The following is a 14,015-nucleotide window of genomic DNA, read 5'->3' on the forward strand; positions in this document are numbered from 1 at the left end:
GGGCGCGCGAAGGGAGGGGGAAAAACGTGGAAAAGACCGTCAATCACAAGGCATGGTTTCTGGTTCTGCCGGTGCTGGTTCTGGTCGCATTCTCGGCGGTGATCCCGCTGATGACGGTGGTGAACTACGCCTTTCAGGACACGTTCGGAAACAATGTCTTTTTCTGGGAGGGGCTGGGCTGGTTCGAACAACTGCTGCATTCCGACCGGATGTGGAGCGCGCTGTGGCGCCAGCTGGCCTTCTCGGGGATCATTATCGCCATCGAGATTCCGCTTGGCATCCTGATCGCGCTGAACATGCCGAAACGCGGGGTCTGGGCCAGCATCGTGCTGGTGCTGATGTCGCTGCCGCTGCTGATCCCGTGGAATGTGGTGGGCACGATCTGGCAGATCTTTGGCCGCGTCGATATCGGGCTGCTGGGCTATACGCTGAACGCGCTGGGAATCGACTATAACTATACCCAGAACACGGTTCATGCCTGGGCCACGGTGATCGTGATGGATGTGTGGCACTGGACCTCGCTGGTCGCACTGCTGGCCTATGCCGGGCTGCAATCCATCCCCGACGCCTATTATCAGGCGGCGCGCATTGATCAGGCCAGCCGCTGGAAGGTGTTCCGCTATATCGAGCTGCCCAAGATGGCGGGCGTGCTGATGATCGCGGTGCTGCTGCGCTTCATGGACAGCTTCATGATCTATACCGAGCCCTTCGTCGTCACCGGAGGCGGCCCCGGCAATGCCACCACCTTCCTGTCGATCGACCTTGTGAAGATGGCGCTTGGCCAGTTCGATCTGGGGCCGGCTGCCGCCTTCTCGCTGATGTATTTTCTGGTCATCCTGCTGATTTCATGGGTGTTTTATACCGTGATGACCAATCTGGACAAAAGGGGCTGATGCGATGGCCGATCTGACCGCAACCGCCACGGCAACCCCCCGTGCCCGCGCCCTGCCGCGCATCAGGGGCAGCGTGATCATCATGGGGCTGTATCTGCTGTTTCTGATGCTGCCGATCTACTGGCTGATCAATATGAGCCTGAAGACCAATGCCGAGATCACCGGCACCTTCAGCCTCTGGCCGCAGAACCTGACCTTTCAGAACTATGTCACCATCCTGACCGATCCCAGCTGGTATATGGGCTATGTCAACAGCCTGATCTATGTGGTGATGAACACGGTGATCTCGGTCGCCGTCGCGCTGCCTGCGGCCTATGCCTTCAGCCGCTATCACTTCATGGGCGACAAGCATCTGTTCTTCTGGCTCTTGACCAACCGCATGGCGCCGCCTGCCGTCTTTGCGCTGCCGTTCTTTCAGCTCTATTCCAGCGTCGGGCTGTTTGACACGCATATCGCGGTGGCGCTGGCGCATTGCCTGTTCAACGTGCCGCTGGCGGTCTGGATCCTTGAGGGCTTCATGCGCGGCGTGCCCAAGGAAATCGACGAGACCGCCTATATCGACGGCTACAGCTTTCCGCGCTTTTTCACGCGGATCTTCATGCCGCTGATCTCGTCGGGCATCGGCGTGGCCGCGTTCTTCTGCTTCATGTTCAGCTGGGTCGAACTGCTGCTGTCGCGCACCCTGACCTCGGTCGCGGCCAAGCCGATTGCCGCCGCGATGACCCGGACGCAAGGCGCGTCCGGCGTCGATTGGGGCGTGCTGGCGGCGGCGGGGGTGCTGACCATCGTGCCGGGCGCGCTGGTGATCTATTTCGTGCGCAACTACATCGCCAAGGGCTTTGCCCTGGGCCGCGTGTAAGGGGGGAACGCATCATGTCCTGGATGGCCTGGACCACACCGACCGCGATCTTTTTCGTCATCATCGCCCTGCTGCTGGCCACCTTTTCGGTGCTGGCGATCCGGTTTCCCGAAACGCCCCGCCGCGGCGTTCTGGGGATCGAGACGACGCGCGGCGACCGCCTGTTCATCACGCTTCTGGGGTCCGCCTTCATCAACCTGGCATGGCTGGGTGTGATGGGGGCGGCGCTGCAGCCCTGGGCGCTGCTGATCTGCCTGTTCTACGCCGCCGCCGTGTTCCGGTGGGTGTGACAGGCAGCACCAAGACTGACAATTCCTAGGGAGGGAACCATGAACCTGAAACTTATGTCCACCACGGCGGTCCTGCTGGCGATGTCCGGCCCCGCCTTCGCCGATATCGAGGCCGCCCGCGCGTTCCTCGATGCCGAGATCGGCGACCGCTCGGTGCTGACCCGCGATGAGCAGGAAGCCGAGATGCAGTGGTTCATCGACGCCGCAGCCCCGCATTCGGGCATGTCGATCAACGTCGTGTCGGAAACCATCACCACCCATGAATACGAGGCCCGCGTGCTGGCGCCCGCCTTTACGGCCATCACCGGCATTCGGGTCACGCACGACCTGATCGGCGAGGGCGATGTCGTCGAAAAGCTGCAGACCCAGATGCAGACCGGCGAAAACGTCTATGACATGTACATCAACGATGCCGATCTGATCGGCACCCATTGGCGTTACCAGCAGGCCCGCAATATCACCGACTGGATGGCGAACGAGGGCGCGGATTTCACCAACCCCGATCTGGATCTGGACGATTTCATCGGTCTGGCCTCGGCCACCGGCCCCGATGACAAGCTGTATCAGCTGCCGGTGCAGCAATTCGCCAACCTCTACTGGTTCCGCCACGACTGGTTCACCGATCCCGAGATCATGGCCGCGTTCCAGGAGGAATACGGCTATGAGCTGGGCGTGCCGGTCAACTGGTCGGCCTATGAGGACATCGCCAAGTTCTTCACCGGGCGCGAGATCGACGGCCAGACGGTCTGGGGCAATATGGACTATGGCAAGAAAGACCCCAGCCTTGGCTGGCGGTTCACCGATGCGTGGATGTCGATGGCGGGCATGGGCGACAAGGGCGAACCCAACGGCTTTCCGGTCGATGAATGGGGCATCCGCGTCAACGACAATTACCAACCCGTCGGCTCTTGCATGGCGCGCGGTGGTGCGACCAACGCCCCGGCGGCGGTCTATGCCATCGAGAAATACATCGACTGGCTGCAGAACTACACGCCCCCCGCAGCCGCAGGCATGACCTTCAGCGAGGCCGGTCCGGTCCCGGCGCAGGGTCAGATCGCCCAGCAGATGTTCTGGTACACCGCCTTTACCGCCGATATGGTCAAGGAAGGTCTGCCGGTGATGAACGATGACGGCACGCCGAAATGGCGCATGGCCCCCTCGCCCTATGGCGCCTATTGGGAAGAGGGGATGAAGGTCGGCTATCAGGATGTCGGCTCGGCCACGCTGATGCAATCGACCCCGGTGGACCGGGCGCAGGCCGCCTGGCTTTACGCGCAGTTCATCGTCTCCAAGACCGTGGACACCGCCAAAAGCCATGCCGGTCTGACCTTCGTGCGCGACAGCACCGTGCGGCATGAAAGCTTTACCGAACGCGCGCCGCAACTGGGTGGTCTGGTCGAATTCTACCGCTCGCCCGACCGCACGCGCTGGTCCGATACCGGGCTGAACGTGCCCGACTATCCGCGACTGGCGCAGCTGTGGTGGCAGAACATCGGCGACGCGTCCTCGGGTGCGAAAACCGCGCAAGAGGCGCTAGACGCGCTGTGCGAGCAGCAGGAAGCCGTGATGGAGCGTCTGCAGCGCGCGGGCGTGCAGGGCGATCTGGGCCCGGTGCTGAACGAGCCGGAAGACCCGCAGGTCTGGCTGGACCGCGAAGGCGCGCCCAAGCCGAAGCTGGAGGATGAAAAGCCCGAGCCGGTGACCATCGCCTATGAGGAACTGATCCAGCGCTGGCAGCAATAGGCCGCCCGCGTCAACCATTTGGGGCGCGGTCCGCCGCGCCCCTTTGCCATGCTGACAGAGGGAACCGCATGACCCATATCCTTGCCATTGATCAGGGCACGACCTCGTCCCGCGCGATCCTGTTCGACGCCGACCTGCACCCCTGCGCCAGCGCGCAGGAGGAATTTCCCCAGCATTTCCCGCGCTCTGGCTGGGTCGAACACGACCCAGAGGATCTGTGGGCCACGGTCGCGGGCACCTGCCGCGGCGCCATTGAAAAGGCGGGCAACCCCGACATTGCGGCGATCGGCATCACCAATCAGCGCGAAACCGTCGTGGTCTGGGACCGCAGGACCGGCAAGCCCATTCACAACGCCATCGTCTGGCAGGATCGCCGCACGGCGGGCTTCTGCCGCGAGCTGGAGGCGGCGGGCCATGGCGACATGATCACCGCCCGCACCGGGCTGCTGGTCGATCCCTATTTCTCGGCCACCAAGGTCAAATGGCTGCTCGACAATGTGGATGGCGCGCGCGCGCGGGCCGAGGCGGGCGATCTGGCCTTTGGCACCGTGGACAGCTGGCTGATCTGGCGGCTGACCGGCGGCGCGGTCCATGCCACCGACGCGACCAACGCGGCGCGCACGATGCTGTATGACATCCACAAGGGCCGGTGGAGCGCGACGATCTGCGATCTGTTCGGCATCCCGATGTCGATGCTGCCCGAGGTGCGCGACTGCGCCGCCGATTTCGGCATGACGCGGGCGGATCTGTTCGGGCGCCCGATCCCGATCACGGGGGTTGCGGGCGATCAGCAGGCCGCGACCGTGGGGCAGGCCTGTTTCCGGCCGGGCATGATGAAATCGACCTATGGCACCGGCTGCTTTGCGCTGCTGAACACCGGCGACACGCCGGTCGCCTCGACCCAGCGGCTGCTGACGACCATCGCCTATCAGTTCGACGGCAAGCCGACCTATGCGCTGGAAGGCTCGATCTTTGTCGCGGGCGCGGTGGTGCAATGGCTGCGCGACGGGCTGAAGATCATCCGCGAGGCGCGCGAAACGCAGCCTCTGGCCGAAAGCGCGGATGACGGCCAGCGCGTCATTCTGGTGCCCGCCTTCACCGGGCTGGGCGCGCCCTATTGGAAGCCCGAATGCCGCGGCGCGATCTATGGGCTGACCCGCAATTCCGGCCCCGCCGAATTTGCCCGCGCGGCGCTGGAAAGTGTGGGCTTCCAGACCCGCGATCTGCTGGAGGCGATGACGGCCGACTGGCAAGGGGGCGACCGGACCGCGCTGCGGGTCGATGGCGGCATGGCGGCCTCGGACTGGGCGATGCAGTTCCTGTCCGACATTATCGGCGCGCAGGTCGACCGTCCGAAGATTACCGAGACCACCGCACTGGGGGCCGCATGGCTGGCGGGCCAGCGGCAAGGGATCTATCCCGACGCCGAGGGGTTTGCGGCCTCCTGGGCGCTGGATCGCAGCTTTACCCCGGATATGGCCGAGGACACCCGCAGCATGCGCTATGGCGAATGGGAAAAGGCGATCCGCGCGACCATCGGGTTCAGCGGTTGATCCGGCTGCGATGACGGCGCCGTGCCGGTGACCGGCAGGCGCCCTGCCGGTTCAGCGGGTCACGGCGCCGGGCAATTTCCGCGTGGGCGGATGTTCGGTCAGCAGCGCGGTCTGTGCGGTCAGGGGATCGGCTGCGGGCTGACGAAAGCGTAGCATGATCCGTCCGCCGGTCAGGTGCGAGACGGTCCAGCCCAGCAACTGCCCCTGTGGACCGGCCATCGCGCCATCGCTGCGCAGAGTGCTGTCCGGAGTGGCCGTCATGGCCTCGCGCAGGCTGGCAAAGCCCGGACCGGCGCGCGTCTCGGATTCCCAGCGCGCCAGAGCGCCGGGCAGATCGGGGGTGCCGTCGCCCCATAGCAGGCGATAGGCCTGATTGGACAACACCATCTGACCGCTTTCCGAAAAGACGGCCAGAGCATCCTCGATCCCGTCCAGCACATGGCTGCCCAGCATCAGTTCGGCGCGGAACTTGCGGGTCAGGCTGATTTCCGAGGTGATATTCTCGAACAGGAAGGCCACCGCGCCGTCGGGATGGGGGCGCCCGGTGACGCGATAGGTCTGCCCGCCCGGCAGCGACCATGTCTCGACATGGTGGCCGGTGGCGGCGGCGCTTTCCAGATTGGACATGTGCTGGCGCCAGCTGCGGTAATCCTTGGGTTCGGGCACCATCCGCTGTTCGCGCAGCTGGTCGAGGAAATCGAACAGGGTCGGGCGCGCGGTCAGAAAGCCGGTGGGCAGGCCGGTCAGGTCGATCAGGGCCGGGTTGAACAGCTGCAGATTGCGCTGACGGTCAAAGATCGCCAGCCCGATGGGCAGATCGGCAAAGGTCTTGGTCAGCGTCTGCACGAATTCCCGCAGGCTGCGTTCGGCCCGCACAGCCGCATCGGCGGGCAGGGCGAACATCATCACCTCGTCGCCCATGCGGTGGCTGTGACAGTCATACCACGAGACGATCCCGTTATCCTCGATCGCGGCGCGGCGGGTTGCGGTGCCCGCACCGGGAACCGGCTTGGGCGCGTCCAGCAAGCGCGGCAGGGGCCAGCCAAGCGCCTCGTCCCGGCGGGTTTCGGCGCGGCGCAGATAGGCGGCGTTGGCCCATGTGATCCGCTCTTCCTCGTCCTGTCGCCAGACCAGCATGGGGGTCTGGTCCAGCGCCAGATGCAGCAGCTCCAGTTCCTCTTCCATTGCGTGAAGTGACATGGAATCGACCACGATGCCCGCATGTTCCGCGTTGGGATCTGTCACGCTGACGCGCCACATGCGCTCGCCCAGATCCTCGGCCAGCAGGCGCAGGGTCGCGCTGCCCCGTCCCTGTGCGCCGGTCATCTCGACCCGGCCAAGACGCTCCAGCTGCGCCAGCCGGGCAGGCGCCTCGGGGAAGCGGGGGCCGATCCATTGCTGCAGGCGCGTCCAGTCATCGCCGGGCGCGCTGATCCGGTCCAGCAACCCCCGCGCGGGCGCCGTCGCATCGACCAGCCGGTGCTGGCGGAACAGAAAGACCATCGGCTGGATCGCGGCATCCAGACGGTCACGCCCCGCGCCCCGGTAACCGCGCCCCTGACGCAGGCGATCCCACAGCCGGATCACGGCAATGGCCAGAATGACCGACAGCGTGCCTGCCAGAACCGCAACCGCAACCAGTTCGATGCCTTCGATGTTCATTGCAGCCAGCCTCCGTTCGTCACTTATGGCAGGTTTTGCACAGCTTAATTAAGAATGGGTTAAGCGCTCAGCGATCTATATGCGGATTTTCGGCCAGCGCGCGGCGATCCTCGGCCCGGATGCGGTCCAGAGGCCAGCGCACCGACACGATCGCCCCCGGTCCGCCATTGCCAAAGCTGAGCCTCGCGCCCGACCGCTCCAGCAAGGTCTTGGCGATGAACAGGCCAAGGCCCATCCCCTCATAGCTGCCGCGCTGCACCTCGGCCCGGCGGCTGAGATAGGGGTCGCCCAGCCGCGACAGCAGCGCCACCGGATAGCCCGGCCCGTCGTCACGGATCGTCACACTGAGGCTGGTCTGGGTCAGCTGCGTCTCGATCACCACGCGGCTTTCGGCGAAATCGACCGCGTTCTGGATCAGGTTGCGCAGCGCGTGGATGATGGCTGGATCGCGGTGGATCACCGGGCCTTCGGCATTGATCTCGACCACGGGGCCGCGATCGGCGTGCGGGCTGGCGGCATCCTCCAGCACGGCGCGCAGGGGGGCTGCGCGCATGTGCAGGTCATCCTTGCCCGCGCGGCCCATGCTGCGCAGGATCTGGGCGCAGCGATCCGCCGAGGCGCGCAGGGCCGCGACATCGTCAGCCAGATCCGGGCGGTCGGCCAACTCGTCGGCCAGCTCGCCCGCGATCAGCTTGATCGTGGCCAGCGGCGTGCCCATCTCATGCGCCGCCGCGGCCACCACGCCCCCCAGATGCTGCAGCCGCTGCTCGCGCGACAGTGCCATCTGCGAGGCGAACAGCGCGTTCGAGGTCGCCTGCAACTCGGCCGTGACGCGGTGGGCGTAACCCGCAAAGAACACCACGCCGATCACCAGCGCGACCCAGTGGCCAAGCGCCAGAATGGGCTCCATCCGCAGCATCTGGCCGTCGGGGCCCCGCAGGGGCAGGCCGAACACCGCCGCGACCGTGATCAGGGCCACGGTGGCCAGCCCCAGCGCCAGCACCTGCCGCCCCCGCAACGAGGCCGCCGCAATCGTCACCGGCGCCAGCACCAGCAGCGCGAACGGATTGGCCATACCCCCGGTCAGCGCCATCAGCGCCGAGATCTGCACCAGATCGAAACTCAGCTGCGCCACCGCGCGACCGGGCGAGGTGCGGGGCGGCGGGCGCAGGAACAGCCACAGGTTCATCGTGACCGAGGCCGCGATCAACACCAGCACCGGGGCTTTGACAAAGCCGATGCCCATGCTCCAGGCCACCACCACCGCCGCCATCTGCCCGCCGATGGCGAACCAGCGCAGCAGCACCAGCGTGCGGATGCGGATCGGCTCGGCCGTGTGGTGGTCGCTGATGGTCAGGGGGGCCTCGGCCAGAGGTTCGTATGGGGCTGTGTGTGCGGCGGGTTCCGGCATCGCGACCTTCCTGCGACAGAGCGCGCCTTGATAACCGCGACCCGATGCGCAATCAATGCGCGGATTTGACACGCAATAAGGATATCCCATGGCCGACCTGAAAATCCTGATATTCGGCGCGGCGGCCGCGATCGGAGTTCTGGCCGGAGGCGCCTTGTTTCTGACCCAGCAACGCGCGGGCGACGATTTTGCGCAATGCCGTGGCAGCACGGTCGCGGGCGGCATGGATGCTTTTGGCACCGATTTCACGCTGACCCGTCATGACGGACAGCGCGTGACGGCGGATGAAGTTTTCACCAAGCCCTCGCTGCTTTATTTCGGATATACATTTTGTCCCGATGTGTGCCCGCTGGATGTCGCGCGAAATGCGCAGGCACAGGAATTGCTGGCCGAGCAGGGCACGGATATTCAGAATGTGTTCATCACCGTCGATCCGCGTCGGGATACGCCCGAAGTTCTGGCCGATTTCACCAGCTTGTTCGCCGATGACATGATTGGCCTGACCGGCAGTGACGCGGAAATTCAGGCGGTGAACAAGGGCTGGCGGAACTGGTATAAGATCAACGACGAAGAGGAAAAGGAATATTATCTGGTCGATCACATGACCATGACCTATCTGGTCATGCCCGGAAACCAGACGATGGAATTCTTCCCCAATACCGAACGCCCCGAGGATATGGCCGAGCGTGTCGGCTGTTTTGTGGACGCGGCGTCCTGATGGTGTCCTGATGGTCGCACCCGCCTGCGGCATTGCGATTTGTCGCAACTGTTTGCCGCCTGGCGCGTATGTTACTACATCCTCCAATTATCTTGCAGGGACGCGCGATGGATAACCTGACCAGACAGATCGGACCCGATCCCAGCCTGTTGCTGGTGGATGATGACGAGATATTCGTCACCCGCCTTGCACGCGCGATGGAAAAGCGCGGCTTTCAGACCGAAACCTCGCTGAGTGTCGCGCAGGCCATGCGCCAGATCGAACGCAAGGCCCCCGCCTATGCCGTGATCGACCTGCGGCTTGAAGATGGCAACGGGCTGGATGTGGTCGAGGCCTTGCGCGAGCGTCGGGCCGATGCGCGTATTATCGTTCTGACCGGATATGGCGCGATCGCCACCGCAGTTGCTGCTGTCAAAATGGGCGCTACGGATTATCTGGCGAAACCGGCGGATGCGAATGACGTTACGTCAGCGCTTTTGTCCAGCGGAGAGGTGTTGCCGCCGCCGCCCGAAAATCCCATGTCCGCCGATCGCGTGCGGTGGGAGCATATTCAGAGGGTTTACGAGCAATGCGACAGGAATGTCAGTGAAACCGCGCGCAGGCTGCATATGCATCGCCGGACGCTGCAGCGAATACTTGCAAAAAGAGGCCCTCGTTAATTGTCCGACAGCTTGAATTGCCAAATACTGCGGCTATGATATAGCACGCAATAATAACGCACATAATAGCAGGCAATATGACCATGGACTTTGAAAAAATGTCGCTCAAGGAACTGCGCGATCTGCGGGCCAAACTGGACCGCGCGATCAGCACCTATGAGGACCGCCGCCGCCGCGAGGCCATGAGCGCCGTCGAAGACGCCGCCCGCGCACACGGTTTCAACCTAGCGGAACTGACCGGCGCCAAGACCCGCAAGACGGGCAGCGTCGCGCCGAAATACGCCAATCCGCAGGATTCGACGATGACCTGGACCGGGCGTGGGCGTAAGCCGCGCTGGGTGCAGGAATTGCTTGATCAGGGCAAAGCGCTGGAAGACCTGACGATCTGATCTGAGTGCCGCGCGCGGCTTTCAGGCGCGTGCGGCATCCATCAGCTTTATCAGATGCGCAAAGCGCGTCAGATAGGCCGCCCGCGTTTCAGACGGTGGCCGCAATGTCAGCCCGAATTCGGACAACAGCGCCTCGTCCCGGATCGGGAACAGACGGCGTGCCTCGGCCTCGCCAAAGCCTGCGATGCTGACGGCCTCGATCCGCGCCGAGATGCGGTCAGCCGCCTTGATCCGCGCCTTGACCGGCTTGGGGATCACCGCAGGCAGGCCAAAGCGGCGATGAACCGCCGCCGCGATCCGTTCATCCATCGCACCATATTCCCGACCCAGAGCCGATTTGACCGGCGAGATCATGTCCCCGATGACATATTCCGGCGCGTCATGCAGCAGTGCCGCCAGCCGCCATTGCGGCGGCGCGGCAGGGTCCAGACGGGCAAAGATATCCTCGACCAGCAGCGAATGCTCGGCCACGGAATAGGGCCAGTCGCCCTGCGTCTGCCCGTTCCAGCGGGCGACAAAGGCCAGACCATGGGCGATGTCGCCGATTTCGATGTCGAAGGGTGTCGGGTCCAGCAGGTCCAGCCTGCGGCCTGACAGCATGCGCTGCCAGGCCCTTTGCGCGCGCGCGGCCACCGCCTTGCGCCCGGATCAGGACAGCTTGGTTTCGGCCTGCGCGGGCTGAGCCGCCTGCGCCTGCGCGCGGCGCGCCAGTTCCTGACGATACAGCGCCACGAAATCCACCGGGTCCATGTTGAAGGCCGGGAAGCCGCTGTCGCGCGTCAGGTCCGAGATGATGCGCCGCACGAAGGGAAACAGCATGCGCGGGCATTCGATCATCAGGAAGGGGTGCATCTGGTCCTCGGGCACGCCCTCGATCTGGAACACACCGGCATAATCCAGCTCGGCCAGAAACAGCGTCGCGCCATCGGTGCGGTTTTTCGAGGTGACGCGGAACTTGTTGATCACCTCATACTGGTTTTCCGCTCCGCGGCGGCGCGCATCCAGACTGACCTGCACCGAAATCTCGGGCTGAACCTCGCCTGCGGGGGCGCCCTTCTGCGCGACGCCGTTCTCGAAAGACAGGTCGCGGATATATTGCGCCAGAACCTGCATGCGCAGCTGCGTCTGGGGCGCCTGAGGTTGCGCCGCGGCGCCGTTCGGGGTGATTTCGTCGGCCATCTTGGATCCTCGTATCTGGGTTCCGCCCGCTTCTAGCAGGCGGGCGGGTCCGCCTCAATGCTGCGTCCAGCCCGATCCGCCGGGGCGCCGGCGCGGCGGAACGTCATCGCCGATCTGCGGCGGCAGATCCGGCGGCGCAGGGCGGTCGCCTTTTGTCTGCGCGGCATCCGGGTCGTCATCGGCCACGAAGTAATCGCCGTCGATCACCCCGTCGCCATAGGGCGGACGATGGGGGTCGCGGCGCATTGTCGCAGCGCCCATCTCGACCCGCGTCACCCGCATCCGCCGCGCGACCTGCCGCATCACCAGATCGCGGATGCCCGGGACCAGCAGCGACAGGCCGACGGCATCGGTGAAAAAGCCCGGCGTCAGCAGCAGGACACCGGCCACCAGAATCATCACCCCATGCGCCAATGGCCGTGTCGGGTCGCGGAATTCCGAAAAACTGCGCTGAATCTCGACCCAGGCATGCGCGCCCTGGCTGCGCATCAACATTGTCCCCGCAACCGCGGTCAGCACCACGATGGCCAGCGTCGGCCACAGCCCGATCAGGCCGCCAACCTGAATGAACAGCGCGATCTCGACGATGGGAATGGCCAGAAACAGCCAGAACAGCCACATTGCCAAATACCTCCTTGCGGTGCGGAAACTGGACTTGCACCGCTGCGTTCCCTACATAATGACCAAGCCTACAGATACCAACAGACCCGTTCGCACAAAGGTTGCCTTCATGTCCAACCCTCTTCTACAGCTCCTTGTTCTGGCTGGGATCGCCATATTCCTGATCCTGCGGCTTCGCAACGTGCTGGGAACACGCGACGGGTTCGAGCCGCCCGAAGTTGAGAACCCGGCCCAGCCCGCCCGACGCTTCGAGGTGATCGACGGCACCGCCGAAGAGTTTGATCACGATATTCTGAACCATGCCGAGGCTGGCAGCCCGACCGCCGAGGCGCTCGCCCTGATGAAGCAGGTCGAGCCTGGCTTTGGTGTGCATGATTTCCTCGGCGGCTCGAAAATGGCTTATGAGATGATCCTGATGGCGTTCGAGCGGGGCGATTTGTCCGAGGTGCGCGATTTTCTGGCCGACCCGGTGGCCGAGGCGTTCCAGTCCGTCATCGACCTGCGCCGACAGAACGGTCAGACGGTGGAGGCGCAGTATCTGGGCACCCGCGACACCGGCCTTGTCAGTGCCGAGCTGGACCCCGTGACCGGTCTGGCCGAGATCACCGTCCGCTTTACAGGCGAGCTGATCGCCGCCACCCGCGACGCCGATGGCAATGTCGTCGAGGGTGATCCCAAGGTGGCGCGCAAGCAAAAGGATGTCTGGACCTTCGCCCGCGGCATGGGTCAGGACGATCCGAACTGGCAGCTTGTCGCGACCGGCTGATGCGCCGCCGCCGGGGCCTGACGCCCGAAGACTCCGAGATCTGGGCACGGGTCGCAGCCACTGCCAAGCCGATGCACCCGGACGCGGCGAAACCGCACCCGCCCGAGGCAGACCCGCAGCCTCATCAGCCTCACAAGCCGCAGCCGCGCAAGCCAGACCCCCTGCCGCGCCCCTCTCCGGGCGCGGTTGCGCCTTTCAAGGTCGGGCAGTCAGTTCAGCACCCGCTGCGCCAGCATGCCCCCGCGCCCAGCCCGGCGCAGCACCTGGCCGCCGCACAGCTGCGGATGGACCCCAAGACCCACCAGCGCATGACCCGTGGCAGGCTGCGCCCCGAGGCGCGGCTCGACCTGCACGGCATGACCCTGGCCGAGGCGCATCCCCGGCTGATCCAGTTCGTGATGTCGTGCCATGCGGCGGGGCTGCGGCTGGTTCTGGTGATCACCGGCAAGGGGCGCGGCGATCACGGGCCTCTGCCCACGCGCCCCGGCGCGCTGCGCTATCAGGTGCCGTTCTGGCTGCATGGCGGCGCGTTGGCCGTACTGGTGCAGCAGGTCACCCCCGCCCATCTCAATCACGGGGGCGAGGGCGCCTATTACGTCTATCTGCGGCGGCCGAAATAAGTTGACGACGCGCTGTATTCTCTCAATCTGATGCGCGTAGTAACATTTTTTTCGAGGTCGTTCAGATGAACATGTTCGAAGCTGTCAGCAGCTGCTTTTCAAAATATGTGACATTTTCAGGGCGCGCGCGCCGGTCCGAATTTTGGTATTTTACCCTGTTCAACTTTATCGTCGCGGTGATCCTTTTTATCGTCGCGGTGATCCTTGGCTTCGCGCAAGGGTTTTCCGCGCAGGAATTCGGGATCTCGGACATCTACTCTCTGGCGACGTTTCTGCCTGCCTTGGCCGTCACCGTCCGCCGTCTTCACGATATCGGTCGAAGCGGGTGGTGGGTGCTGATCATGCTTATTCCCCTGATTGGCTGGATCATCCTGATTGTCTGGCATTGCACGGATGGTGAGCGGTCGACCAACCGTTTTGGTCCGGATCCAAAGGCCGCAGACACAATCGCCATCGCGCAGGGCTGATCGGCCCTTGCGCGTCCTGATGACGACATGCCCGAGGCGTCAGCGGCCGTAATTCGCCTTGGGCCCGGCAAACCACCAGATGATCAGGCCGACCACCGGCAGAACCAGAATCAGCAGGATCCACAGGATCTTGGTGCCGTTGCTGGCATTGGTGTTGATGATCGAGGCGATCGCCCAGACATCCA

17 protein-coding genes are annotated in these 14,015 nt (G+C 64.4%); 11 read left to right on the forward strand and 6 right to left on the reverse strand.

What is annotated here, in order from left to right; translation table 11 throughout:
- Positions 1–26 precede the first annotated feature (26 nt).
- The 5 genes from ACK41U_RS13035 (at position 27) to glpK (ending at position 5,338) form a co-directional block, all read left to right on the forward strand.
- Positions 27–893, forward strand: a complete 867-nt coding sequence (locus tag ACK41U_RS13035) for a carbohydrate ABC transporter permease (RefSeq protein ID WP_409680903.1) — start codon at positions 27–29, stop codon at positions 891–893.
- A gap of 4 nt (positions 894–897) precedes the next feature.
- Complete coding sequence (locus ACK41U_RS13040; protein WP_409680905.1) at positions 898–1,752, forward strand: carbohydrate ABC transporter permease; 855 nt, start codon at positions 898–900, stop codon at positions 1,750–1,752.
- Positions 1,753–1,766: 14 nt separating this feature from the next.
- The gene (locus ACK41U_RS13045) at positions 1,767–2,042 is read left to right on the forward strand and encodes a DUF2160 domain-containing protein (protein ID WP_409680908.1); all 276 of its coding nucleotides are present in this window, start codon (positions 1,767–1,769) and stop codon (positions 2,040–2,042) included.
- Between the two features lie 39 nt (positions 2,043–2,081).
- Entirely contained in the window at positions 2,082–3,785 is a 1,704-nt protein-coding gene (locus tag ACK41U_RS13050; protein ID WP_409680911.1) for an ABC transporter substrate-binding protein, read from the forward strand.
- 68 nt (positions 3,786–3,853) lie between these two features.
- Complete coding sequence (gene glpK, locus ACK41U_RS13055; RefSeq protein ID WP_409680914.1) at positions 3,854–5,338, forward strand: glycerol kinase GlpK; 1,485 nt, start codon at positions 3,854–3,856, stop codon at positions 5,336–5,338.
- 51 nt (positions 5,339–5,389) lie between these two features.
- On the opposite strand, the gene ACK41U_RS13060 is transcribed toward glpK, so the two are convergent.
- Together ACK41U_RS13060 and ACK41U_RS13065 are read right to left on the reverse strand one after the other, a co-directional pair.
- Complete coding sequence (locus ACK41U_RS13060) at positions 5,390–7,000, reverse strand: PAS-domain containing protein (RefSeq protein WP_409680917.1); 1,611 nt, start codon at positions 6,998–7,000, stop codon at positions 5,390–5,392.
- A gap of 67 nt (positions 7,001–7,067) precedes the next feature.
- Positions 7,068–8,411, reverse strand: coding sequence for an ActS/PrrB/RegB family redox-sensitive histidine kinase (locus ACK41U_RS13065; RefSeq protein ID WP_409680919.1), 1,344 nt, complete (start codon positions 8,409–8,411; stop codon positions 7,068–7,070).
- Positions 8,412–8,499: 88 nt separating this feature from the next.
- On the opposite strand from ACK41U_RS13065, the gene ACK41U_RS13070 reads away from it, so the two are divergent.
- The 3 genes from ACK41U_RS13070 (at position 8,500) to ACK41U_RS13080 (ending at position 10,177) form a co-directional block, all read left to right on the forward strand.
- Positions 8,500–9,129, forward strand: coding sequence for an SCO family protein (locus ACK41U_RS13070; protein WP_409680922.1), 630 nt, complete (start codon positions 8,500–8,502; stop codon positions 9,127–9,129).
- Between the two features lie 107 nt (positions 9,130–9,236).
- Complete coding sequence (locus tag ACK41U_RS13075) at positions 9,237–9,788, forward strand: ActR/PrrA/RegA family redox response regulator transcription factor (RefSeq protein ID WP_409680925.1); 552 nt, start codon at positions 9,237–9,239, stop codon at positions 9,786–9,788.
- A gap of 77 nt (positions 9,789–9,865) precedes the next feature.
- Positions 9,866–10,177 carry an H-NS family nucleoid-associated regulatory protein gene (locus ACK41U_RS13080; RefSeq protein ID WP_409680928.1) on the forward strand — a complete coding sequence of 104 codons (312 nt, stop codon included), beginning with the start codon at positions 9,866–9,868 and terminating at the stop codon, positions 10,175–10,177.
- Between the two features lie 21 nt (positions 10,178–10,198).
- Here the strand turns inward: ACK41U_RS13080 and ACK41U_RS13085 are convergent, their stop codons facing one another.
- The 3 genes from ACK41U_RS13085 to ACK41U_RS13095 are packed head-to-tail and all read right to left on the reverse strand — an operon-like array spanning position 10,199 to position 11,977.
- Positions 10,199–10,810: an HD domain-containing protein gene (locus tag ACK41U_RS13085; protein ID WP_409680931.1), complete on the reverse strand. Its 612-nt coding sequence runs from the start codon at positions 10,808–10,810 to the stop codon at positions 10,199–10,201.
- A 15-nt stretch (positions 10,811–10,825) separates the two neighbouring features.
- Entirely contained in the window at positions 10,826–11,356 is a 531-nt protein-coding gene (secB, locus tag ACK41U_RS13090) for a protein-export chaperone SecB (protein WP_409680933.1), read from the reverse strand.
- Positions 11,357–11,410: 54 nt separating this feature from the next.
- Complete coding sequence (locus ACK41U_RS13095; protein WP_409680936.1) at positions 11,411–11,977, reverse strand: FxsA family protein; 567 nt, start codon at positions 11,975–11,977, stop codon at positions 11,411–11,413.
- Positions 11,978–12,086: 109 nt separating this feature from the next.
- Between ACK41U_RS13095 and ACK41U_RS13100 the strand changes: the two genes are divergently transcribed.
- The 3 genes from ACK41U_RS13100 (at position 12,087) to ACK41U_RS13110 (ending at position 13,830) form a co-directional block, all read left to right on the forward strand.
- Positions 12,087–12,743, forward strand: coding sequence for a Tim44/TimA family putative adaptor protein (locus ACK41U_RS13100; RefSeq protein ID WP_409680939.1), 657 nt, complete (start codon positions 12,087–12,089; stop codon positions 12,741–12,743).
- Entirely contained in the window at positions 12,743–13,363 is a 621-nt protein-coding gene (locus tag ACK41U_RS13105) for a Smr/MutS family protein (RefSeq protein ID WP_409680942.1), read from the forward strand. The genes ACK41U_RS13100 and ACK41U_RS13105 overlap by 1 nt, the downstream gene beginning before the upstream one ends.
- 65 nt (positions 13,364–13,428) lie before the next feature.
- On the forward strand, positions 13,429–13,830 hold the full coding sequence (locus ACK41U_RS13110; protein ID WP_409680945.1) for a DUF805 domain-containing protein: 402 nt from the start codon (positions 13,429–13,431) through the stop codon (positions 13,828–13,830).
- A gap of 39 nt (positions 13,831–13,869) precedes the next feature.
- On the opposite strand, the gene ACK41U_RS13115 is transcribed toward ACK41U_RS13110, so the two are convergent.
- Positions 13,870–14,015: PLDc N-terminal domain-containing protein (locus tag ACK41U_RS13115; RefSeq protein ID WP_409680948.1), on the reverse strand; the 146-nt coding region annotated here is incomplete at its 5' end.

The sequence above is a fragment of the Paracoccus sp. (in: a-proteobacteria) genome, from assembly GCF_046289755.1.
Lineage (GTDB): Bacteria > Pseudomonadota > Alphaproteobacteria > Rhodobacterales > Rhodobacteraceae > Paracoccus.